The sequence below is a fragment of the Nitratireductor sp. GZWM139 genome, assembly GCF_030068685.1.
In the GTDB taxonomy this organism is placed as follows: domain Bacteria; phylum Pseudomonadota; class Alphaproteobacteria; order Rhizobiales; family Rhizobiaceae; genus Nitratireductor; species Nitratireductor aquimarinus.
Map to the genome: position 1 here is coordinate 1 of NZ_JAMQML010000014.1, position 21,177 is coordinate 21,177.

20 protein-coding genes and 2 pseudogenes are annotated in these 21,177 nt (G+C 62.9%); 10 read left to right on the forward strand and 12 right to left on the reverse strand.

Annotation, left to right across the window (positions count from 1 at the left end; translation table 11 throughout):
* Positions 1–267: 267 nt before the first annotated feature.
* From NDI72_RS16370 to NDI72_RS16395, 6 genes are all read left to right on the forward strand, one after another.
* Positions 268–1,251, forward strand: a complete 984-nt coding sequence (locus NDI72_RS16370; protein ID WP_210346640.1) for a helix-turn-helix transcriptional regulator — start codon at positions 268–270, stop codon at positions 1,249–1,251.
* Between the two features lie 194 nt (positions 1,252–1,445).
* Positions 1,446–2,909 carry an FGGY family carbohydrate kinase gene (locus NDI72_RS16375; protein ID WP_283801011.1) on the forward strand — a complete coding sequence of 488 codons (1,464 nt, stop codon included), beginning with the start codon at positions 1,446–1,448 and terminating at the stop codon, positions 2,907–2,909.
* Positions 2,910–2,949: 40 nt separating this feature from the next.
* On the forward strand, positions 2,950–3,864 hold the full coding sequence (locus tag NDI72_RS16380) for a sugar ABC transporter substrate-binding protein (RefSeq protein WP_224873706.1): 915 nt from the start codon (positions 2,950–2,952) through the stop codon (positions 3,862–3,864).
* Between the two features lie 11 nt (positions 3,865–3,875).
* Complete coding sequence (locus NDI72_RS16385) at positions 3,876–5,396, forward strand: sugar ABC transporter ATP-binding protein (protein ID WP_283801013.1); 1,521 nt, start codon at positions 3,876–3,878, stop codon at positions 5,394–5,396.
* On the forward strand, positions 5,393–6,322 hold the full coding sequence (locus NDI72_RS16390) for an ABC transporter permease (RefSeq protein ID WP_283801014.1): 930 nt from the start codon (positions 5,393–5,395) through the stop codon (positions 6,320–6,322). Before NDI72_RS16385 ends, NDI72_RS16390 begins: the two co-directional genes overlap by 4 nt.
* A gap of 4 nt (positions 6,323–6,326) precedes the next feature.
* Positions 6,327–7,022: a GntR family transcriptional regulator gene (locus NDI72_RS16395; protein ID WP_206548989.1), complete on the forward strand. Its 696-nt coding sequence runs from the start codon at positions 6,327–6,329 to the stop codon at positions 7,020–7,022.
* A gap of 52 nt (positions 7,023–7,074) precedes the next feature.
* Here NDI72_RS16395 and NDI72_RS16400 read toward each other — a convergent pair whose 3' ends face one another.
* The 3 genes from NDI72_RS16400 to NDI72_RS16410 form a co-directional block, all read right to left on the reverse strand.
* A complete protein-coding gene (locus NDI72_RS16400; RefSeq protein WP_283801015.1) occupies positions 7,075–7,602 on the reverse strand; it encodes a hypothetical protein in 528 nt (175 codons plus the stop codon).
* Between the two features lie 44 nt (positions 7,603–7,646).
* Positions 7,647–8,432 (reverse strand): SH3 domain-containing protein, encoded by a 786-nt coding sequence (locus tag NDI72_RS16405; protein WP_162742445.1) that lies wholly within the window; start codon positions 8,430–8,432, stop codon positions 7,647–7,649.
* 98 nt (positions 8,433–8,530) lie between these two features.
* Positions 8,531–9,523, reverse strand: a complete 993-nt coding sequence (locus NDI72_RS16410) for a helix-turn-helix transcriptional regulator (RefSeq protein WP_283801017.1) — start codon at positions 9,521–9,523, stop codon at positions 8,531–8,533.
* A gap of 682 nt (positions 9,524–10,205) precedes the next feature.
* On the opposite strand from NDI72_RS16410, the gene NDI72_RS16415 reads away from it, so the two are divergent.
* On the forward strand, positions 10,206–11,135 hold the full coding sequence (locus NDI72_RS16415; RefSeq protein WP_206546407.1) for a mechanosensitive ion channel family protein: 930 nt from the start codon (positions 10,206–10,208) through the stop codon (positions 11,133–11,135).
* A gap of 115 nt (positions 11,136–11,250) precedes the next feature.
* Here the strand turns inward: NDI72_RS16415 and NDI72_RS22090 are convergent.
* The 4 genes and pseudogenes from NDI72_RS22090 to NDI72_RS16435 all read right to left on the reverse strand — a co-directional run.
* Positions 11,251–11,391, reverse strand: a pseudogene (locus NDI72_RS22090) (YegP family protein); the annotation flags it as partial.
* 33 nt (positions 11,392–11,424) lie between these two features.
* Positions 11,425–11,586, reverse strand: a pseudogene (locus tag NDI72_RS22095) (YegP family protein); the annotation flags it as partial.
* Positions 11,587–11,698: 112 nt separating this feature from the next.
* Positions 11,699–12,283, reverse strand: a complete 585-nt coding sequence (locus tag NDI72_RS16430) for an NAD(P)H-dependent oxidoreductase (RefSeq protein ID WP_283801019.1) — start codon at positions 12,281–12,283, stop codon at positions 11,699–11,701.
* 7 nt (positions 12,284–12,290) lie between these two features.
* Positions 12,291–12,677 carry a hypothetical protein gene (locus tag NDI72_RS16435; RefSeq protein WP_206546410.1) on the reverse strand — a complete coding sequence of 129 codons (387 nt, stop codon included), beginning with the start codon at positions 12,675–12,677 and terminating at the stop codon, positions 12,291–12,293.
* A 157-nt stretch (positions 12,678–12,834) separates the two neighbouring features.
* On the opposite strand from NDI72_RS16435, the gene NDI72_RS16440 reads away from it, so the two are divergent.
* The gene (locus tag NDI72_RS16440; protein ID WP_113156989.1) at positions 12,835–13,167 is read left to right on the forward strand and encodes a c-type cytochrome; all 333 of its coding nucleotides are present in this window, start codon (positions 12,835–12,837) and stop codon (positions 13,165–13,167) included.
* 25 nt (positions 13,168–13,192) lie between these two features.
* Positions 13,193–14,035 carry a universal stress protein gene (locus NDI72_RS16445; RefSeq protein ID WP_283801020.1) on the forward strand — a complete coding sequence of 281 codons (843 nt, stop codon included), beginning with the start codon at positions 13,193–13,195 and terminating at the stop codon, positions 14,033–14,035.
* Positions 14,036–14,176: 141 nt separating this feature from the next.
* Here the strand turns inward: NDI72_RS16445 and NDI72_RS16450 are convergent, their stop codons facing one another.
* Genes NDI72_RS16450 through NDI72_RS16460 form a run of 3 tightly spaced genes read right to left on the reverse strand, consistent with a single transcriptional unit; the run spans position 14,177 to position 18,565 of the window.
* Positions 14,177–17,386: an efflux RND transporter permease subunit gene (locus NDI72_RS16450; protein WP_283801022.1), complete on the reverse strand. Its 3,210-nt coding sequence runs from the start codon at positions 17,384–17,386 to the stop codon at positions 14,177–14,179.
* Positions 17,383–18,345, reverse strand: a complete 963-nt coding sequence (locus NDI72_RS16455) for an efflux RND transporter periplasmic adaptor subunit (protein WP_113156992.1) — start codon at positions 18,343–18,345, stop codon at positions 17,383–17,385. Before NDI72_RS16455 ends, NDI72_RS16450 begins: the two co-directional genes overlap by 4 nt.
* Positions 18,346–18,364: 19 nt before the next feature.
* Positions 18,365–18,565 carry a YgaP family membrane protein gene (locus NDI72_RS16460; protein WP_113156993.1) on the reverse strand — a complete coding sequence of 67 codons (201 nt, stop codon included), beginning with the start codon at positions 18,563–18,565 and terminating at the stop codon, positions 18,365–18,367.
* Between the two features lie 181 nt (positions 18,566–18,746).
* Between NDI72_RS16460 and NDI72_RS16465 the strand changes: the two genes are divergently transcribed.
* Positions 18,747–19,061, forward strand: a complete 315-nt coding sequence (locus tag NDI72_RS16465; RefSeq protein WP_113156994.1) for an ArsR/SmtB family transcription factor — start codon at positions 18,747–18,749, stop codon at positions 19,059–19,061.
* On the opposite strand, the gene NDI72_RS16470 is transcribed toward NDI72_RS16465, so the two are convergent.
* Positions 19,037–19,960, reverse strand: coding sequence for a DMT family transporter (locus NDI72_RS16470; protein WP_206995881.1), 924 nt, complete (start codon positions 19,958–19,960; stop codon positions 19,037–19,039). The genes NDI72_RS16465 and NDI72_RS16470 overlap by 25 nt on opposite strands.
* 99 nt (positions 19,961–20,059) lie before the next feature.
* A complete protein-coding gene (locus tag NDI72_RS16475; RefSeq protein ID WP_113156996.1) occupies positions 20,060–21,163 on the reverse strand; it encodes a saccharopine dehydrogenase family protein in 1,104 nt (367 codons plus the stop codon).
* Positions 21,164–21,177 lie beyond the last annotated feature (14 nt).

Consider the following 21,177-nt stretch of genomic DNA (forward strand, 5'->3'; position numbering starts at 1 on the left):
GAACATGCCGTCATCATCCGGGCCAATCCGGAAGGAATTGGGTTCAATGGGTGCAGTCATGCGTGCGCGTCCCCTTGTTGCTTTTCGCCCATTCACACATGGCGGACAGGGACAAGTCAAACACATGTCTCACCGCAAGACTTTCAGCAATTTATTGAAATACCTACCGAAATCACCGTCCGCCGATGTTCGGTTACCCGCGACTTGTCCCTTTCGCGGCTCAGCTTCCAGTGGACAGGATGATCCCGCCTGATATCTTCACGCCCCATGGTGGTGACTGATCTCATCGACGCGTCGCAAAGGCTTGGCCGGGTTCCCGGCCTGCATTCGCTTGACGTTGCGGAGGCCGAGGCCGCTATCGGCGCGCGCTACAGGCCGCATCGCCTTCTGATGCCGTCCGGCGAAGCATCGCTCGACTTCCGGCACCATGCCGTCGCGGGCGAGGGGGCTTCTCTCAATCTCCTGCGCTATGGCCCCGACATCGAGGTGGAAGCCGGCATTTTCGACACGTTCTACATGCTGGAGTTCCCGCTTTCCGGCGGGGTGGACATTCTCTATGGGCGCGACCGTGTCGCGTCGCGTCCGGGTCATGGCCTCATCCTGTCTCCCGGGCCGTTCGTGCGCTCCAACTGGCGTCCGGGCACCACGCAGGTGATGTTGCGGCTGGAGCGCGATTTCGTCGAGCGTTCCTGGCAGCGTTACACGGGCGATCCGGTGCGCCGCACGCCGTTCTTCAAGCCGGAGATCGACCTCGACACGCCGGTCGGGCGGCGGCTGGCGCGTCTCTTCGGGCTCATGGTCGCGGAAGAAATCGAGGCCGCCGACAGCACGGCTCTTTCGCCCATGCCTCTCGTCAATGCGGTTCTGGAAACGCTCTTTGCCCATGTGCCCTGCCGCGAGGCAGAGCCTTCGGCTCTCGCCGCCGCCGGTCCGCTGCCGCACTATGTGCTGAGCTTCAAGGCGCTGCTCGACGATCCGTCCGCGCTGCCGCTCACCGTATCGACGCTGTGCGAGCGGCTTGAGGTGTCCCAGCGCACGCTGACCACAGGCATGCGACGGTTCACCGGGCTCTCCCCGCATGATTATCTCACCATGCGCCGCATGGAGCATGCCCGGCTTCTGCTCGAGCATGGCGATCTGCCGGTCGCCACAATCGCCGCCCGCGTCGGATACGCCCATGCGGGACGGTTCGCCGCCGCCTTTCGGCGTTACTGCGGGCACAGCCCCGCACGCTCCAGAACCCTTTCCTGACGCATTTTCGGAAGCATCTGTCCCATTCGGGAAGCGAAATGCAACGGCGCGCCGCCCCGGCGTTGACACGGGACGCGTCCAGACCTGCACTCACGGATCACCGCGCAAGAAAAAACGGGAACTGACCTTGCAAAAAGGCGCGTGCGCGGCGACACGGTGGGCAACATTGTTTTGTCCACTCCGTGAGAGGGAGGGTGGTTTTGAGCCGGGCTGTTCTGGCAATCGATATCGGGTCTTCGGCCCTGAAAGCCGTTCTGTTTTCGCAGGACGGCGCAATGCTTGCCACGCGCTCGGCGGCGATCTCCACCGTCTCCGGTGCAGACCGTTCGCAGACCCAGAACCCGGCAGACTGGTGGGCCGCGCTGGTCAGCGCGCTTGCCGATATGCCACACAGGCCGGATGTCGCGGCGCTGGTTTTCACCGGCTCCATGCAGAACCTGATTGTTCTCTCGCCCGAAGGCGAAGCACTCGCGCCCGCCGCGCTCTATTCCGACCGCCGCCTCGATGAAGACGAGATTGCCGCGCTCGAAGCCCGCCTGCCGGGCGATTATGCAAAGCGCGTCGGCAACCGTCCGGACCCTGCGCACACGATCTTCAAGCTCATGCGGATTGACCGTTTCGCACCGGATCTTCCGGGCGAACACCGCTTCTTCTTCGGCGCGAAGGATGCCGTCACATTCAGGCTCACGGGCCGGGCCGTGATCGATCCCACCGTCGCGTCGACCACCGGCCTGATGAACATCGCAGAGCGGTGCTGGGATGCCGGACTGCTCGCCACTGCCGGTGTCGAGGCGCCGCGCCTGCCCGAAATCCTCCCGGCCGATGCTATCGTCGGTCCACTGCGCGCGGAAGCTGCCGCAGCGCTCGGCCTTGTCGCGGGCATCCCGGTGTTCAATGGCGCGGGCGATGCCGCGGCCGCCACCTGGGGCGCCGCCGCTGACGAGCCGGGCCGGGCCTACGCCTATCTCGGGACTACCGGCTGGGTCGCAGCCACGCTCACCATGCAGGATGCCGCGCCCCCGCGTGACATCTACACGCTTGCCGATCCGGTCCATCCCGACCGCGCAATCATCATCTCGCCATTTCTGACGGCGGGCGCGGCCATGGACTGGCTCGCCGAAATCACGGGCGACAATGTCGAAGCCCTGCTGGAAGCGGCTGCGACGGCGGACGATGCGCGCGCCGCGCCGCTCTTCCTGCCCTATCTCTCCGGCGAGCGCGCTCCATTCGAGGATCAGCGCGTGCGCGGCGCATTCCTTGGCCTCGACCGCACCCATGGCAAGGGCGCAATGGCGCGCGCCGTGCTCGAAGGCGTGGCCTTCGCCATCCGCCACAATCTGGAAACCGCCGGCCTGCCGCCGTCGCCGCTCACCGTCATTGGCGGCGCGGCGCGCGATGCGCTCCAGCGGCGCACGCTCGCCGGTGTTCTGAAGCGCGAGATCGCCTTTCCCGATGCAAGTCAGGAGATGACGGCGCTGGGCGCGCTGCGCATGATCGCCGCAAAGGCCGGTCTCTCGCTTGCCGCCATGGATGCGCCGCCCGTTCTCGCACCGGATACAACCAATGACGCCCCTCATGCCCAGCGCTGCGACAGCCGCTATGAGGTCTATCTCGCAGCATCCCGTTTCGCGCGGGAACAGGCCCGCCTGCTGACGTAAACGAAAGAAACGAAAACCGTTCAACGGATCGGAGGAAATGATGAAACGCCTGCTTCTCACCACAGCCGCACTGGCCGGTCTCGCTCACGCAACTACGGCCAATGCCGAGGACATCGCGGTGCTGACGCCCTATTTGAGCTCCGTTGCCACCAATGAAATGGTCGAGACCTTCACGAAGGAATCGCAGGCGAAGGGCTGGACGGTCAATGTGGTCGACACGCGCGGCGACTTTCAGCAGCTCGCAAGCCGTGTGGAAGACGTCACCAATGCGGGCGCGGACGCCATCGTTCTGGTCAGCGTCGATCCCAACCAGATCGGCGATCAGGTTGCAGCCGCGGCCGGCAAGAACATTCCCGTTTTCGTGCTGGACGGCGCGCTTGCCGATGGCGTGACCGCCAACATCACCACCGACAATTTCGCGCTTGGCACCATCCTCTCGGACTATCTGTTCGAGGCGCTGGGCGGTGAAGGCAAAATCGTCAAATTCTTCCACTCTGCGCATCCGGGCGTTCGCCAGCGTGAGCTGGCGCTGGATGAAGCGCTGAAGAAGGATCCGGATTTCGAGGTCATTGCCGAGCATTACGTGCAGGTGCCGGGCCCCATCGACAATGCGCGCCAAGCCATGGAGACCTTCATTCGCCAGTATGGCGAGGAGATCGACGGCGTCTGGGCCGCCTGGGATGAGCCTGCCGTTGGCGCGCTGCTCGCCATCCAGAGCGACATGCCCGATGCGGACATCGTCATCGCCGGCATTGACGGCAACCCGCAGGCGATCGACCTGATCGAACAGTGCACCAACCTCGCCGCCACGGTGCGGCAGGATTTTCCGGGCATTGCGAGCGCCGCAGTCGGTGAGATAGAAACCGTTCTGGGCGGCGGCGAACCTTCCTCCCGCGAGATTTTCGTGGAGGCCAAGGTGATCGACCGCGAAACGCTCGGCTCAAACTGCGAGTAAAACCCGCAAAGATGCTGGAGATCGCAGGGCTCACGAAACGGTTTGGCGGCGTCACGGCGCTCGATGGCGTGCGGCTCAACGTCGCCGCCGGCCGTGTGCATGCCCTTCTGGGGGAGAACGGGGCCGGCAAGTCCACCCTGCTCAAATGCCTCTCCGGCGTGCACCGGGCGGATGCCGGCGCAATGCGCCTCTCCGGCAGGGATTATGAACCTGCCAGCCCGCGCGCGGCGGAAGCCGCCGGGCTGCGCTCCGTGCATCAGGAACTCAATCTCGTTCCCGGCTTCACGGCCTATGAAAACGCCTATGTGGGCCGGGCCTATCCCCGCCGTTTCGGCCGCGTTGACTGGAAGGCGATGCGCACGCGCTTCGCCGCCCTGCGGGACCGTTACAGTCTCGATCTGGATATCGACGCGCCGGTTGGTCGCCTCTCGGTTGCCAAATGCCAGATCGTGGAGATCCTGCGCGCGCTGATGGACGATGCGCAGGTGCTGATCCTGGACGAGCCCACCGCCTCGCTGAGCGAGGATGAAGCGACCGTCCTGCGCCGCATCGTGCGCGATCTGGCCGATCAGGGCTGCGCCATCATCTTCGTGTCGCACCGGCTTGACGAGGTGTTCGCGCTGGCAGATGACTACACGGTGCTGCGCAATGGCCGGGCTGTCGGCAGCGGGCGGATCGCCGAGACGTCGCGCGACGGGATCGTCGCGCTCATGGCGGGCGAGGCGTTTCGCCATGAGCGCCATGGCGATGCGCGCGCGCCGGGCGAACCCGTTCTGGAGCTCTCGAATTTTCGCGCGGGCTCCGGGCGGTCGCCCATCGATCTGACCGTGCGCGCCGGCGAGATCGTCGGGCTCTACGGCGTGGTCGGCAGCGGGCGCTCAAGCCTGTTGCAGGCGATCTGGGGGGCGGCCGGACAGGCGCGGGGCCATATCGCGCTCGAAGGAGCATCGCTCCCACCCTCCGGCATTGAAAGCCGCAAACGCGCCGGCGTCGCCTATGTCTGCGAAGACAGGCGCAACACCGGTCTCGTCATGCACCATTCCATTCTCGACAATGCCGTCCTGCCGCATCTGGAGCGGCATCGCGCGATGGAGGCCCTGCCGGTCGTTTCCTGGCGGCGGGCGCGGGCCGGCGTTCGCTCCGCGCTTGAAGGGCTCAGCGTCAAATATGGCGGTCTCGGCGACCGCATCTCGACCCTGTCGGGCGGCAATCAGCAGAAGATCATGATCGGCCGCTGGTTCGATCCATCGCTGAAACTGTTCCTGCTCGATGAGCCGACGCGCGGCGTGGATGTGCGTTCCAAGGCCGAAATCCATGCACTGTGCAATCGCCTTGCGGGCGAGGGCGCGGCCGTTCTCTTCGCCACCAGCGATCTTGAAGAACTCCTGATGCTCGCAAGCCGCGTCGTGGTCATGGCGCAGGGGGCCGTCACGCTTGATGCGCCCAACAGCGCCGTCACGCGCCAGTCCGTCATCGACGCCACCTTCCATGCCCCGCCGCCTGCGCCTTCCCAGCCGGAGACACGACCTTGAGCTTTTCCGCCCGCTACGGAACCCTGATCGGCCTTCTGGCCATCGTCGCCCTGTTTGCGGCGCTGTCGCCGGAGGCATTCGCCAAGGGCTCGAACCTCATCAACATCACCCAGCAGATGTCCCTTCTGGCCATCGTTGCGCTGGGGGCCACATTCGTCATGTCGCTGTCGGAATTCGATCTTTCGGTCGGCGCGGTGGTTTCCATGGCGGGCATTGTTTCCGTCACGCTGTTCGGGACGGGGTGGGGCATCGTGCCGGTCATGCTGGTCACGCTCATTGCGGGTTTCGCCGTCGGCGCAGTCAGCGGGCTCGCCATCGCCACCTATCGCATGCCCAGCTTCATCGTCACGCTTGCCATGGGCACCATTGTCGGCGGCATCACCTACTGGATCAGCGATGGCGCAACGCTCTTCGGAAACATTCCGGTGGGCTTCCGCGATCTGGGCCGCGGCTATCTCGCCGGCATTCCCGTTCTGACCCTCTGGGCACTCGCGGCAACACTGTTTGCGGCCTTCATCCTCGACCACACGGAGCTTGGCCGCCGCATCCTCGCCATTGGCGGCAACCGTGAGGCCGCGCGCCTGACCGGCGTGCGCATTGTGCCCAACAGTGTGTGGGCCTTCGGCCTTTGCACGCTCTTTGCCGCCCTTGCGGGCCTGCTTCTCACAGCGCGCCTTGGCAGCGCCCATCCGACCGGCGGCAACGGTTTCCTGCTTCAGGCCTATGCGGCTGTATTCCTCGGCATGACCGCCTTCCGCGACGGGCAGGCGAATGCGCTCGGCACGCTTCTGGGCGCAGCGATCATCGCCGTGGTCGCCAATGGTCTCACCATTCTCGGTGTGCCGAACTACCTGCAGGACATCTTCACCGGCCTCATCATCATCGGCGCGGTGCTGGTGCGCAACATCGGCGGCAGGACGGCCTGAGCGCATGGGTGCGGACCACGCCTATCAGCGTCTCGCCAACCGGCTCATCAGCGAGCTGACGGGTGGCCTGTGGCGCAATGGCGATCCGCTGCCATCGGAAAACGCGCTGGCCACGGCCTATGCCGTCTCACGGCGCACCGTGCGTCAGGCGCTGGAGCTTCTCCAGCGCGAGGGCTTCGTTTCCAAAGGGCAGGGGCGCAGCACGGTCTACCGTGAACGCGCCATCGGGCGCAGCAGCGAAAAGCTGGTGGATTTCCCCACCGCTGCGCGCGAAGCGGGCTTTCGCCCCTCCACACGGCTCGTCTCCACCGCGCGCCGTCAGGCATGCCTGTCAGCCGCCCACGCGCTGAACCTTCCGCTTGGAAGCGAGGTGTTCGAGATCCGCCGGGTGCGCCTACTGGAGGGCCGTCCGGTGGTTCACCAGACCTCGCTTCTGCCCGCGGCTCTGGCCCGGCGGCTGGACGTTGCCAAACTCGCGGACACGTCGCTCTACACCATGCTTCGCACGGCGCTCGCAGGCGAGATATTCCTCGCCCGCGAACATGTTTCGCTGCTCACGGCCTCGGCGGAAGAGGCCGAAGCGCTATCGATCCCACAGGCCTCGCCGCTGCTTCGGGTACAGCGCGTCGTGGTCGATAAAGATGGAACGCCGGTCGAATATTCCAACTCGGCGCTGCAGGATTCCTTTTTCCGCTTCTAAAGCATTTCCGCTTTTTCCGGAATTGCTCCAGGCACTCACGCGCGGAGCACTGCTATTGCGCATGGAGCGCCGTGTCGAACGTGCCCGACACCTTCACGCATTTGCTCGTATCCGCTTCGGAAAACGGCCCGTCCTTGCGGCAGATGGATGTGTCGAAACTCCCTGTCACACGCGCTTCGCCATCAAGGCTGAGACTGTCGAGCGTGATGCCGGCATGCCCCGCATTTTCGTCACTGATATAGAAGGGGCTGTCCATCCCTTCCGGCCACCAGCTGATGCTGCCGGTGATCATCTGCGCCGTGGCGTCCGTTCCCAGCGCCGTAAAGTCGATCACCAGCATGTTGTTGAGGCGCGACTCTGCTTGCGGGTCCATTGCCTGAACCGAGACAGTCACGGAGGGGCCAACAGGCACGAAGGTCGCCATGGCCGAGCCTTCGGAGGGGAACGCCAGTGTCTCGCCCGTATATCCGGTTCCATCGATCGTTGCCGTCACGCTGCCGATCCTTTCGCCTTCCAGCGCCATGGCGGGGAATGTAACGAGCGAACCTGCCAGCAAGAGAAGGCGCAGAGTGGGCTTCATGTAAGTGCTCCTGGGTTGTTCAGGGAAAGGTGAGGGGACCGGAATCACGGGAAATCCCAGTCCTTGTGGCTGATGCGGAAAATGCGCGGTGTACCGTCCGGCTGATCGGGATCAATACGCAGGGCGTATTCGGTGCGCTGCGCCCGCCCGAAATTCACACAGTCCACAATGACGGTGATCATGCCGCGATACATGGGCTGCGTGGGATGGCGACGCGGCTCTTCGCATGCGCCGTCGAAATCCTGAGCGCCATAAATGGGGTCGGCCCCCGCAGCGCCGGATATGAAGCGCTGCACGATGGCTTTCTGGAAGAACCGCCCGGCCCCCGTGCGCGTGTAAAGCTCGGTTCGAATACCCTGATCCTCAAGCGAACGCAGTTCGTACAGCGCGCGCACCAGCCCTTCCGATCTGGCGATCAGGTCGCCGCCAGGCTCCACGGAAACGCGTTTGGCCGGCTTTTGTGGTTTTGCTGGCTGTCCAAAATCAGGCCGCAGATAGTTCGCATTGACCCATCCCGCCCGGATCAGAGCGCGATCCTGCATCAGGCACCAGCGCGGCGGCAACGCCCGGCGCTGCGCTTCGCTCATGCGCTGAAAATGTGCCGGCGGGATGTATGGAACGCATGTGACCTGTTTCAGGCCGCCTTCATTGCTGCGGAAACGCTCAATCACCGGATAGCGTGTGCCCGGGCCCATACGTGCGTTGAGCGCGTCATTTCTGGAGACACCAACCACCCGCCAGCTATCGGGCCCATGCCCGTCGATTTCAGCCGAAGCCGGGGCCGACATCGCTGTCAGCGCAAACAGAAACCCCGCGATCAGTTTTCTCATTCCATCGTGCCTTTGCTTCGTTTTCGCCCGCCGGCGCGCTTCGGCCGGGCAGGGCGAAAGAAGCGGCGATAAAGACAAAAGGAAATAGTGCAGATGCACTACGGTCTTGCGCCCGGGGCTTTCGGTGTGTCCGGAGCGGTGAACTGGCCAAAGGTCGCCAGGTGCAGTTGCACCAGCTCTGTCCGGCTGGCGATGTGCAGTTTTTCAAAAATGTTGGCGATGTGGTTGCGCACCGTGGAAGGGGCGATGGCCAGCTCCGTCGCGATTTCCCGAAAAGTCAGCCCGGTCACGTAGGAACGCACGATCTCCATTTCGCGAGGGGTCAGGCGCGCAAATGCGCCAAGTGGTGTGAGCCGCACGAGATAATGCGCACCCCGGCGCTCGGCGCTGGCAAGAAGCGCCGTGCCCTGCCAGGCGCCGGTCTGCACAAGCCCCTCCCACATCCCATGCGGCAAGCGGTTGGAAAGCGCACCTTCCTCGCGCGCCAGCTCCGAAAACCGGTCGAGGCCCACCAGAATCCAGCCGCCCCGATCCACAAGGCCGATGGCTTCGCTCTCGCGGCCGTGACGCATGAGCGAGGATTGCCGGTTGATGCGAAGCGCTGCAGAGAGATGCGGCACGATCACGTTCTTCATCATCCGGGAGGCGTCGCAGAAGACGTTTGTTCTGGCTTCGGAACAGAGGCCCACAAAGCTGACATAGCCATCCAGAGGCTCGGCCGAGATCGTCGCCATCATCTGCCGCGCTCCAAAGCGCCGCCAGTGATCATTATAGGCGATGCTGTCCCGATAATTCCGGATATCGTCGAAACGGGCGGCTTTTCCTAATTGCCCCAGCGTGATGTCGCAGAAGGCATCCTGATCGGCCACCTGAGACCAATCATAGAGTATCTCGGGCGACTGCTCATAGGTAACCAGATCCGTCACGTCGCGGCTTTCAGCCGCTCCGCCGCCCCAGACCGCAAAATCGAAATCGATCAGCTTTGTGAGCCGCTCCAGCGTACGAAGCCGAAAGGCCTCGGGATGGCAGTCGGCCGCGTCCGAATAGAGTTCGAGCAGGAAATCGGAAGTGGAGGCAAGCCGGTCGTTCATGCCAGTGAAGCGTGGTTTTCAGCGAGTGAAATGAATGAAGTGAATCTGCATTTTCCTTACGTAAGGGCAATAGAAAATTTCAGATTCAAGAAATTTGTCAATCAACCACAATTCATGGAAATTAATCAGACGGGAAATGCCAATAAAAACCAAACAAATGGCTCCATTCATAAGCGAATGTCTCATTTGAGCGATGGTTTCTGATTATTATTGGCTTCTGAGCTTGAAAACCAAATTTTTATAATTAAATCAAAACCATGCTTATGAATCTGAAAAACGCGACGATCAGGTGCGCCCGGGAAACTCATGTTTCTCCCGGGGCGGTGTGTCGTTGAGATAAGCATAAGTTCTCTTCCGTCCCGGGTGCCAGCCAGAGCATCGATCCAAAAAGTGGAAGCCGGTTTTCGGTTTCCTCCGATGCTCCATCGAAACTCTGGACCGTCTTTGGTGCGTCCGAATGGATGCACGGCGATCCAAGTGCCTGGAAGAGATCACCAATGTCGAGAAAAATTCAGCCTCTGGTTTGCGCGCATTGCGGAAGCCTGTCTCCGCGCGCCGCTTCGCGGTGCCTTCACTGCCTGAGCCCCATTCGCCCGGACGATCAGCCGGTCAAACTGCCTGCGCGCCCGCGCGAGCGCCCCGGTCGCGGCTTCCGCCATGTCGACCTGGAGGTGAGCCTGATATGAGTGCGATCCGCAAAACCTTCCTGCGCATACTCTGGCCGCTGCTTTGCACCGGGCTCGCCATTGCCGCCTATATGCTGCACCAGCCGGTCATGGAGTGGCTGGAACTGGGCATCCCGCCCAAACCCATTCGCGTGCTGACAGGCGCTGTCGCCTATTTTTCGGCGGCGTGGCTGGGCGGGCGTCTTGTCGCCATGGCGCTGGAGCGGGCCGGGCGAAAGCGCCGTCAGGTGCCGAAGCTTCTGCCGGAACTGATCTCGGCTGCCCTGTTCCTGGCCGCGACGCTGGCGACGGTGATGCTGGTGATCGGACAGAGCTGGAGCGGCGCGCTGGCCGGTTCCGGGCTTATCATCGCAATTCTGGGCTTCGCGCTGCGCAGCACGCTGGCGGATGTCTTCGCCGGCATCGCGGTGGGCATCGAAGCGCCATATCGCATAGGCGACTGGGTTTCCATCGACGACCAGACGCGCGGGCGGGTGATAGAGATCGGCTGGCGCACCACGCGCCTGTTCACCCGCAACGACACCTATGTGATCCTGCCCAACAGTCAGATCGCACGGCAGAAGCTCACCAACTACAGCGCTCCGAACCGGAAATACCGGACGCAGGTGGAAGTGGTGCTGTCTCACGCCTTTGCTGTCAGCGATGCGCGCAAGCTTCTGGCCGAGGCCGCCAGCCGTTCACCGATCATCGTTCAGACGCCGGCGCCGGACGTTCGGGTCGCGTCATACGATCCGGAAGGCATTCGCTATAATGTGCGGTTCTGGGTGCCCAGCTTCGCCGATGACATCGACTGCCGGGATGCGATCTTCGCCGAGATCGATGCGGCCCTGCGTAATTCAGGCCTGCCGCTGCCCGTGCCGGGGATACGCATTCTGAATGGTGGAGCGGAGGCGACCTCCACTCCACGCAAGGTCATGGAGCACTAAAGGGAAAGCCGGGCTTGGAGCGTTTCCGCTTTTCGTTGAATCGCGAAAACGCCCTACTCATTGTTTTTACGCAATTCCGGTCGGAAAACCGGTTCCCACTTTTCCTGGAATTGCTCTAGGCCGACAGATCTTCCAGCTTAGCGTCCGGGGCGTTGTTCTTCACGGACTGGATGCCGTTCTCGCGCGCGCTTTCGCTGCTGTAGGATTCGCTCGTGCCGATCACCTGGCCATTGGAGGCCTTCAGGTTGAACATGGGCTTGCCCGAAGAAGTATCCTTGCGCTCGTAGCGCTCGTCCTTGGGAGAGTTGGTGCGAACGGACTCGATGCCGTTCTCCGCGCTCGACTTCTGCTTGTAGCCTTCGCTGGCCAGAATGATCTCGCCATTGCCGGCTTTCAGGCGAAACCTGAATTCACCCGCCTTGTCCTTGTAGAGTTCGAACTTTCCCGCCATTGCGGATGCCCTCCTGATGATGATGCGTCGTCACGTCTGGATCCGTGAATCCATATGCGCAAGATGCTTTGTTATGCCGGGTCTGTCACCCCGGGCGGTGTGGATTTCACAACTAGAGAGCACTCTTGCCCAGCACGCGGACCTCTTCGATCCAGCTTTTGCGCTTTTCTTCAGTCGCTTCTTCCACTGCACCGAACAGGGTTTCGCGCACAGGCGAAAAACCGACGAATTTCAGCACGTGGCGGCGAAGGCTGCGCAGGCTGTGCGAGAAGAACCAGAGCCGGTAGATCAGCGCCGGCATGCCCATGGTGACGATAACCCGCGCCGATTTGCCCTTGAGCAGCGTTTCGGGAAACCCCTTCTCCTTGTAGGCAAAGGCAACGCCCGGACGCAGGAGCTGTTCGAGAAAGCCCTTCAGGAGCGCCGGCATTGTGCCGAGCCACAGAGGGTAGATGAACACCACATGTTCGGCGGCGGTCACCGCCTCCTGCGCCGGTTTCAGCGCGTCTGGCAGGGCTCCGTGCAGAAAATCCTGCTGTGACTTCAAAAGCGGGAAGTCCAGCGCCGCCAGATCGATGATGTCGACCACATGCCCGGCCCCCTGCGCCCCTTCCGCATAGGCGGCAGCGAAGGCGCGGCAGAGCCGGTCGGGGCTGGGGTCGGGATGCCCCAGCACGATGGCGATGCGCCGGGTCATCGGGCCGCTAAAGCCGTTCGACCAGCTTCACCTGAAAGGTGTGCATCTGGCCTTCACGGGAGATGGAAACATATTCGCCCTGCCGGAAGCGTTCCTCTCCGAGGCGGAAGCCGATCTCGTCATCGCGCTCGCCTTCCTCATAGTCGAAATACCACTGGCCGCCGGGCTTGCGGCGCAACCGGCCAATCTTGTCCTGCGCGTCCGGTTCAAAGCGGCGCACGCGGCACTGCATCTGGTGCTTCTTCCACTCCACGGGGTCGAGGCGGCCCTCCGTGTCCAGCGGTACGAGCAGATCGTAGCCCTCGTCATGCTCACCCATCGGGTGCCCTTTTTCGCGGGCGAGTTCGAGCCGGACATGGCGAAATTTCGGAGAGAGGTCAGAAACTGTGGTCATGCTGGATCCTTTCGTTCTTCACCACCCTAGAAAGGCAATTCTGAAGGCGCTTTGACAAAGATCAAGTCATTGTTTGCCGCTGTTCCTTGACCCGCATCAAAGTTTGCTATGCTAAAGCTGATAGTTCTTGAATCAATTATGATCTGAAAGGCTGGAAATGCAGAACTTCACGCTCCGCACGGGCGTCTTCGCGGCGCTCTTCGCAGCAGCCTGCGCTCAGGCGATGGCAGACGAAGCTGATGAACTCGTGGCCTATGGCCGGGAGCTGATCGAGACGAACTGCTCCAGTTGCCATGCCGTCGGCGCGACCGATGAGAGCACGCATCCGGAGGCGCCGCCCTTCCGCGAGCTCTCGCAGCGCTATCCGCTGGAGGCGCTGGAAGAGGCGTTTGCAGAAGGCATTGTCGTGGGCCATCCCGACATGCCGGTCTTCATCGCCGAGCCTGACCAGATCGACGCGATCCTGACTTATCTCGCCACGCTCCAGTAGCGCTTTTTTAAGAAGGAGAAGAACCATGGCCGATAAACCGAAATGCATTCTCGTCGGCCTTGAGGCCAGCGAGGGGTTCACCTCCACGCCGGCGCTCGATTATGCGGTGGCGCTTGCCGCCCATCATGGTTCCTGTCTCACGGTCTGCGCGCTGCCGCCATCCATCTACCTGCCGATCTCGCGCACCGGTGGCGGTCTGGCCAGCATCGTCAAGAAAGAGCTGGACGCACTGGAAGCCACGACGCGCGAAACCGCAAAGGCTGCAGCGCGGCTTGCCGCAGGGGCCGGCGTGGAATGCGTGACCGAGCAGTCGCTTTCGCGGCTTGAGCCACGCAGCGCACGCCTTGCGCGCCTCGCAAGGGTCAACGATCTGTGCGTACTCGACGCGCCGGGCGAAGGCTCGGATATGAAAAGCGATGTGGTCGAGGATGTGCTGTTCGACAGCGGCCGGCCTGCGCTTCTGGTGCCGCAGGCGGGTGGTAACCCCGCGCCGAAGCGCGTTGCGGTTGCCTGGGACGGCAGCGCCCGTGCGGCGCGCGCGGTGGACGATGCGCTGTCCTTCCTGCAGGAAGCAGAGCAGGTGTTCATCGTTTCAGTGACCGGAGAGAAGGATCTCTCGCGCATGGCGCCGGGGGCCGACCTTGCCGCCTATCTCGTCCGCCACGGGGTCAATGAGCCGCAGATTGAAACACTCACCGCCATTGATGGCGATGTCACGGCGCGGCTGAATGCGTTTCTGTCGGCAGAGCAGGTGGAGCTGATGGTGATGGGCGCTTTCGTTCATTCCCGCTTCCGCGAGGCTGTCCTCGGCGGTGTCACCCGCACCATGCTCCAAAGCGCGCCCGCACCGCTTCTGTTAGCGCACTAAAGAAATTCCAGGAAAAGCGGGAACCGGTTTTCCGTCCGGAATTTCGTAAAAACAATGCGTCAGGGGGAGGGGAGAAGTGCCTTCCCCCTGACGGGCACATGTGCGCCCGTATGAGGGGGAAGGCGAGGGCTTTCGCCGCAATCAGGTGCGCAGCACACGGTAGATCGCGGGGATAACCAGCACGGTCAGCAGCGTCGAAGACGCCAGACCGAACAGGAGCGAGATCGCCAGCCCCTGAAAGATCGGGTCCGCAAGGATCACCGCCGCGCCGATCATCGCCGCAAAGGCGGTGAGCAAGATCGGTTTGAAGCGGATCGCACCGGCTTCGATCAGCACCTCGGTCAGCGGCCGCTCGGGCGACGCCGCATGGCGGATGAAGTCCACCAGCAGGATCGAATTTCGGACGATGATGCCGGCAAGCGCGATGAAGCCGATCATCGACGTGGCCGAGAAGGGCGCGCCAAACAGCCAGTGCCCGCCGAGAATGCCGATGAAGGTCAGCGGGATCGGCGTCAGGATCACCAGCGGCACCTTGAACGAGCCGAACTGCGCCACCACCAGAATGTAGATGCCGAGCAGGGCAACCATGAAAGCAGCGCCCATGTCACGGAAGGTGACCCAGGTCACTTCCCACTCGCCATCCCACAGAAGCGTGGGGGTGCTTTCGTCCGAGGGCTGGCCGTTCAGGCTGATGGTCGGCTTTTCGAGCCCCGTCCAGTCCTGCGCATCCAGCGCCTCCTGCACGGCCATCATGCCATAAAGCGGAGCCTCGAAATCGCCGGCCAGTTCCGCCGTCACCATCTCGGCCGCACGGCCATTGTGGCGGAACACCGGATAGGAGGCGCGCTCCTCGGAAATCTGCACGACATCGCCCAGCTCCACCACGCCGCGGCTGCCCGGCAGCACATTGGCGGGAATCGGCGTCGTCAGGAAATCCTCGTCCAGCGTCTTCTCGCCCTTCGGCCGCTCAACACGGATCGGGATCGGCTGTCGGCCTTCGCCGCGATGCGAATAGCCAACGGTCTGGCCGCCATTGAGGATGGCCAGCGTGTCGAACACGTCGCTCTCTTCAACACGGTAGAATTCCGCATCGTCGGTCGAGACCGTGGCGCGCAGACGCCTGGCCGGATTGCCGAAGGAGTTGTCCACGTCCACCACGAAGGGAACAGAGCGGAACGCAGCCTCTACCCGCTCCGCCACCTGGCGGCGCGTTTCAGCGTCGGGACCATAGATCTCGGCCAGCAGCGTCGCCATGACCGGCGGGCCGGGCGGCGGCTCAACGACCTTCAGGCTCGTGCCCTCGGGCACCGGCAGCGTGGCAAGGCGCTCGCGAATGTCAAGCGCGATGTCATGGCTGGCGCGGTCGCGCTCGCCCTTGCCGGTCAGGTTCAGCGCCACGTCGCCCTGTTCAGGGGCTGCACGCAGGAAGTAGTGACGCACCAGCCCGTTGAAGTTGAACGGAGCGGCCGAGCCCGCATGGGTCTGCACCGAGCGAACCTCGGGCAGTTCGAGCACGTTGCGCGCAACCGCCTGGGCAACCGCATCCGTGGCTTCCACGGAAGAGCCCTCGGGCAGGTCGATCAGCACGGCCAGTTCGGACTTGTTGTCGAACGGCAGCAGCTTCACGGTCACGTCCTTGGTGTAGAACAGACCGAGCGAGCCAAGCGTCACGAGACCAACGGCGATGAGGAAGAACCAGCTCCGCCCCTTGGTCTTGAGGATCGGCCGGGCAGCCCAGCTATAGATGCGCCCGAGCGAACCGCCCTGGTGATGACCGTCGCCACCATGCGCAGCGATGGGGGCCTTGCCGGCGGTCTTCATCATCAGCCACGGCGTGACCATGACGGCGACGAAGAAGGAGAAGATCATCGCAGCCGAGGCGTTGGCCGGGATCGGGCTCATATAGGGCCCCATCATGCCGGACACGAACAGCATCGGCAGAAGGGCGGCCACCACGGTCAGCGTGGCAACGATGGTCGGGTTGCCCACTTCCGCCACGGCCTCAATGGCCGCGCGGCGGCGGTCGCGCCCGTCACCCATGCCCCAGTGGCGTGCGATGTTCTCGATCACCACGATGGCGTCGTCCACCAGAATGCCGATGGAGAAAATCAGCGCGAACAGCGAGACGCGGTTCAGCGTGTATCCCATCACGCGGGCGGCAAACAGGGTGAGCAGGATGGTGACCGGAATGACGATGGCCACCACGATCGCTTCCCGCCAGCCAATGGCAACCCACACGAGCGCGATGATCGAAATCGTCGCAAGAGCCAGGTGGAACAGCAGCTCATTGGCCTTTTCATTGGCCGTTTCGCCATAATCGCGGGTGATCTCCACGGAGACACTGTCGGGAATGACATTGCCTTCGAGCAGCTCCACACGCTCCAGAATCTGGTGCGCCACGGTCACGGCGTTTGCGCCGGCGCGCTTGGCGACTGCCAGGGTGACGGACGGAACGCGTTCGATTGCGCCATCCTCGCTGCGGGTCACGGTCGAGACCAGCGCTTCGCTGGCATCCGTCGTGAAGCTCACATCGGCCACATCACGCACATAGACGGGGCGTCCGTCACGCGCGGTCAGCAGCAGATTGCCGATTTCGGCCGGCGTGCGCAACGTTTCGCCCGCAACAACGGTGATCTGCTCACCCGCATCGCGCACCTGCCCGACGGGGAAGGCGCGGTTTGCGCCCGACACCTTGCCGGCCAGCTGCTGCAGCGTGATACCGTTGAGCGCCAGGCGGCGCGGATCGGGCGCGATGCGGATCACCTCGCCGGTTTCGCCAACCAGATAGGTCAGGCCGACATCCTCGATCTTGGCGATCTCGGTGCGCAGCTCGCGGGCGATCCGGGTCAGATCAGTCGCCGTGGTGCTGTCGGCAGCCTCGGGCTTCGGCGACAGGGTGAGCGAGACGATGGCGACATCATCGATCCCGCGTCCAACGATCAGCGGTTCGGGAATGCCGACGGGAATGCGGTCCATATTGGCCCGCACCTTGTCGTGCACGCGCAGCACTGCGGCGTCGGACGAGGTGCCGACAACGAAACGCGCGGTGACCATGGTGCGGTCGTCGCCGGTCTGCGAATAGACGTGCTCGACACCGTCAATGCCCTTGACGATGGTTTCCAGCGGCTCGGTCACGAGCTTGACGGCGTCTTCCGCCTTCAGCCCGTTGGCCTGGACGTGGATGTCCACCATGGGAACGGAGATCTGGGGCTCTTCCTCGCGCGGCAGGGTGGCAAGCGCCACGAGACCGAAGGCGAAAGCCGCGATCAGGAAGAGGGGGGTGAGGGGCGAATTGATGAAGGTGCGCGTCAGCACACCGGCAATACCCAGCTTTTCTGGTGCTTGGTTCATGGCGCGATGACCGTGTCTCCGGCAGCGAGGCCGCTCAGGATTTCAACAAAGTCACCATCGTCGCGGGTAACGGTTTCGCCCGGAACCACCGTGCGTTCGATGGTTGCCCCGCCTGCTTCAACGGTGACGAAATCGATGCCCGAGCGCGTGGTGACGGCAGCGGCGGGAACGAGCAGCGCTTCGCGTTCGCCCACCGGCACACGCACGAGCACACGCGCATCGACAAAGGCAGTGTCGAGACTTTCCACCTCCACATCCGCGATAACGCGGCCATTCTCGATCTGCGGATAGATCTTGGCGAGACGGCCTTCCACTTCCTGCCCCTGGCTGGTGATGTGAATGGCTGCATCTTCTTCGAGCGCAGCTGCGTGCCGTTCGGGGATTGCAAGACGCAGGAAGAACCCACCGCCGCCAATCGTGGCGATCGGTTCACCGGGCAGAACCACGGCGCCCCTTGTGACGGGAACCGTCAGGATCCGGCCATCGAGCGGCGCAAAGATTGCGCCCTCGGCACCCTGCTGTTCGATCACCGAACGCTGTGCTTCGGTGGCGGCAATCTGGTTGCGGATCACGTCCACCTGCGTGCGCAGCTGGTCGAGCCGCTGGGTGGTAACAACGCCGCGTTCCACCAGTGTCTGGCCGCGGGCGAGTTCTGATTCCGCCGTTTCCATCTGCGCCTCCAGCGCGCGCAGCTGCGCGTCTAGAGCGGCGATCTGGAATGCGATCTTGTCGTCACGGATCGTGCCGATCTGCTGCCCGGAGGTGACATTGTCGCCCTCGCTGACATTCAGTTCGACAACGATGCCACCGATGCGCGCACGCGCCGGCACCGTATCCCGGGCTTCCACGCGGCCATAGACCGGCTTCCACTCGGTTATCGCAGTTGGCGTCAGGGTGATGTTTTCGGCGAGTGCCGGGCCTGCTGAAAGAAACCCGGCGAGAAGAAGTATGGCGCGCATCGGAGCCTCACTGTGGTGATTAAAACGCGGTGCCGGACTTCACGCCCAGCTTGCGGAACAGGAACGCTGCCGGGCAGAAGCCCGTGAAAGCCGACTGTAGCATGTTCAGGCCGATAAAGACCGTGAACCAGATGAACAGCGGCGAGACCCACATGGTCAGAACCACGGAGAGAAGTATCATGATGCCAGCAAAGGCGAGAACTGCGCGATCGAGTGTCATGGCTATGCCTCCTTGAATATTATGATGTCTTCATATATTAATATAAGAGTGAAATGCAAGACCCGATGATTTGAACTTTCCCGCAACGACATGGATCGGATTGTGCAGCAGCCCGCGAGAGCGCTTGACATGACTGCCCGCGCACCCGACATCTGAGATGCTCATAAATTCATGTATTCAGATGAACGAAAACGACATCGCCGCCTTTGAAAGCAAGGCGCGGCAAGCCTCGGACCTCCTCAAGGCCATGGCCAACCAGAACCGGCTCATGATCCTTTGCCACCTGCTCGATGGCGAAGCGAGCGTGAATGCGCTGGCGGAAGCGGTTGGCATGTCCCAGTCGGCCTTATCCCAGCAGCTCGGCAAGTTACGGGCGCTGGGGCTGGTGGAGACGCGGCGAGACGGCCAGCAAATCTATTACAGCCTTGCCGCACAGGAAGTGGAGCAGGTGCTCCAGACCCTCTACGGAATCTACTGCGCGTCCGGCAAGGGCTGAGTCTGCATATCCCTTGCAATGGCCCGCTCGCGGAAAACGATGTAGAGCCCCGCGCCAATGGTGATGGCGATGCCGAGAGCGGCGAGCCCGTTAGGCAGGTCGCGGAAGATCAGCCAGCCGATCACGGTGGCGAAGGGAATCTCCAGATACTGGATCGGCGCCACGGTGGCCGATGGCGCAAAGCGCAGCGACCAGGTCATGAGCAGGTGCCCGAACGTTCCGAAAAAGCCCGATGCGATCAGGAGCAGCGTCTCCCGCAGGTCTGGCTGCACCATGCGCAGTTGCGGCAGGTCGAAGCCGAGATTAATGAACGCGACCGCCGCAAAACCGATGACGGCGTAAATGCCGCTCACCACCTGAAGCGCAATCGGGTCGGCCACGCGCGAGATCTTTCGCGTCACCAGCATGTAGCCTGAGAAGGCAAAGGCGACGACCAGCGGCAGCAATGCCGGCGCACCCACGGTCACGAGGTTCGGCTGCACGACCAGAAGCGTGCCGATGAAGCCGACCGTGCAGGCGGCCAGACGCCTTGGGCCAATCGCTTCGCCAAGAAAGAACTTTCCGAAAGCGAGCATGATGAACGGCATGACGAAGGCGATTGCCACGGCGTCGGCCAGCGGCAGATACCGCAGCGACATGAACATTGCGCCGATGCCGGTGATGTGGAGCGCCGTGCGCAGCACCGTCAGCCGCATGACGTATCCGGGCAGTGCGAGCCGCGTGCCGCTCCACCAGACGATAGGCAGAAGAAAGACCACCTGTGCGGCGAAACGCACGACCAGAAGCTCGAACAGCGGAATGGTCTCGCCCAACAGTTTCGCAATCGAGTCGCCCAGAGGGGCGACCGCGCAGAAACCGATCATCAGGAGGATGCCGACTAGCGGCCGGTCGTTTGTCATCGCGCGAGATTATGGACGGGCTCTGACCCGCGCAATGTCACATGAGGCCGAAACGGTACGGCCAGCGACCTATTTCGCCGCTGGCCGAAAAATGTCCGATCAGGCCGCTTTTGCCTGCGGGCCGCTGTCCGGCTGATAGGTGCGGCCGAAGCGGTTTGCCAAAAAGTCTTCCAGCGCGATGTCTTCCTGCTGCACGAAGCCTTTTGCGGGAAGTTTGCCATTGGCGAGCAGGTCAAGCACGGTGCAGATGCCGGCTGCCGTCGTCTTCTGGATGGCGCTGCGCGCATGCGGCCCTGCCGGATCGGCGAACACGGAGTTGGCGTAGCTCTCCTGCACCAGACGGCCATTCTTCAGGCCCGTGATCGTCACGAAGATCACCACCACGTCCTGCATGGTGGTCGGCAGTGCGTGCTCGAAGATCTCCTTCAACAGGTCGCGGCGCTCGATCAGGCGCAGATCGTTCAGCAGCATCTTCATGATCGAGGCATGGCCGGGATAGCGGATCGTGCGGTAGTTGAGATTGCGCACACGTCCCTTGAGCGACTCGCAGATGGAGCCCAGGCCACCGGACGTGTTGAACGCTTCGTAGCGCACGCCGTCCAGCGAGAACTCTTCCAGCCCTTCAAGCGGCGCGACTTCCTTCATTTCGCCATCGACGATGGCCTCGCAGGATTCGCAATACTCGTTGATCACGCCTTCCGGCGACCAGGTGAGATTGTAGTTGAGCGCATTGGCCGGAAACTGCGGCAGCGCGCCGACGCGCATCCGCACATCGTGCAGCTCGTCAAAGCGCTTGGCGAGCGAATTGGCGGCGATGGTGATGAAGCCCGGCGCGAGACCGCACTGGGGAATGAAGGCCGTGTCGGCGGTCGCCGCGATCTCCTTCACGCGACGCGTGCTTTTCACATCCTCGGTAAGGTCGAGGTAATGCACACCGGCTTCGGCTGCGGCCTCGGCAATGGGAACGGTCAGATTGTAGGGCGCGGCGTTGAGCAGGGCGAACTTGCCCTTCAGAACGGCAGCCAGCGCCTTCGTGTCGGAAAGGTCGACCTCGACACCCGCAATCTGCGGGTGCTCGGGCAGGGCCGCGAGCTGTTCGGCCGAACGGTCGGCAACGGTGACCGAATAATCGCCCGAGGCGACCAGCATGTCAGCAATGGCAGCGCCGATGCGCCCGGCTCCGGTGACGACGATTTCCTTCATTCCGTTCCCTTTCG

What these genes read in the sequence shown, in the direction of transcription:
- NDI72_RS16370 (WP_210346640.1), top strand. Translation starts at nt 268, where the DNA reads ATGGTGGTGACTGATCTCATCGACGCGTCGCAAAGGCTTGGCCGGGTT.
- NDI72_RS16380 (WP_224873706.1), top strand. Translation starts at nt 2,950, where the DNA reads ATGAAACGCCTGCTTCTCACCACAGCCGCACTGGCCGGTCTCGCTCAC.
- NDI72_RS16385 (WP_283801013.1), top strand. Translation starts at nt 3,876, where the DNA reads ATGCTGGAGATCGCAGGGCTCACGAAACGGTTTGGCGGCGTCACGGCG.
- NDI72_RS16395 (WP_206548989.1), top strand. Translation starts at nt 6,327, where the DNA reads ATGGGTGCGGACCACGCCTATCAGCGTCTCGCCAACCGGCTCATCAGC.
- NDI72_RS16400 (WP_283801015.1), bottom strand. Translation starts at nt 7,602, where the DNA reads ATGAAGCCCACTCTGCGCCTTCTCTTGCTGGCAGGTTCGCTCGTTACA.
- NDI72_RS16405 (WP_162742445.1), bottom strand. Translation starts at nt 8,432, where the DNA reads ATGAGAAAACTGATCGCGGGGTTTCTGTTTGCGCTGACAGCGATGTCG.
- NDI72_RS16410 (WP_283801017.1), bottom strand. Translation starts at nt 9,523, where the DNA reads ATGAACGACCGGCTTGCCTCCACTTCCGATTTCCTGCTCGAACTCTAT.
- NDI72_RS16415 (WP_206546407.1), top strand. Translation starts at nt 10,206, where the DNA reads ATGAGTGCGATCCGCAAAACCTTCCTGCGCATACTCTGGCCGCTGCTT.
- NDI72_RS16430 (WP_283801019.1), bottom strand. Translation starts at nt 12,283, where the DNA reads ATGACCCGGCGCATCGCCATCGTGCTGGGGCATCCCGACCCCAGCCCC.
- NDI72_RS16435 (WP_206546410.1), bottom strand. Translation starts at nt 12,677, where the DNA reads ATGACCACAGTTTCTGACCTCTCTCCGAAATTTCGCCATGTCCGGCTC.
- NDI72_RS16440 (WP_113156989.1), top strand. Translation starts at nt 12,835, where the DNA reads ATGCAGAACTTCACGCTCCGCACGGGCGTCTTCGCGGCGCTCTTCGCA.
- NDI72_RS16445 (WP_283801020.1), top strand. Translation starts at nt 13,193, where the DNA reads ATGGCCGATAAACCGAAATGCATTCTCGTCGGCCTTGAGGCCAGCGAG.
- NDI72_RS16450 (WP_283801022.1), bottom strand. Translation starts at nt 17,386, where the DNA reads ATGAACCAAGCACCAGAAAAGCTGGGTATTGCCGGTGTGCTGACGCGC.
- NDI72_RS16455 (WP_113156992.1), bottom strand. Translation starts at nt 18,345, where the DNA reads ATGCGCGCCATACTTCTTCTCGCCGGGTTTCTTTCAGCAGGCCCGGCA.
- NDI72_RS16460 (WP_113156993.1), bottom strand. Translation starts at nt 18,565, where the DNA reads ATGACACTCGATCGCGCAGTTCTCGCCTTTGCTGGCATCATGATACTT.
- NDI72_RS16465 (WP_113156994.1), top strand. Translation starts at nt 18,747, where the DNA reads ATGAACGAAAACGACATCGCCGCCTTTGAAAGCAAGGCGCGGCAAGCC.
- NDI72_RS16470 (WP_206995881.1), bottom strand. Translation starts at nt 19,960, where the DNA reads ATGACAAACGACCGGCCGCTAGTCGGCATCCTCCTGATGATCGGTTTC.
- NDI72_RS16475 (WP_113156996.1), bottom strand. Translation starts at nt 21,163, where the DNA reads ATGAAGGAAATCGTCGTCACCGGAGCCGGGCGCATCGGCGCTGCCATT.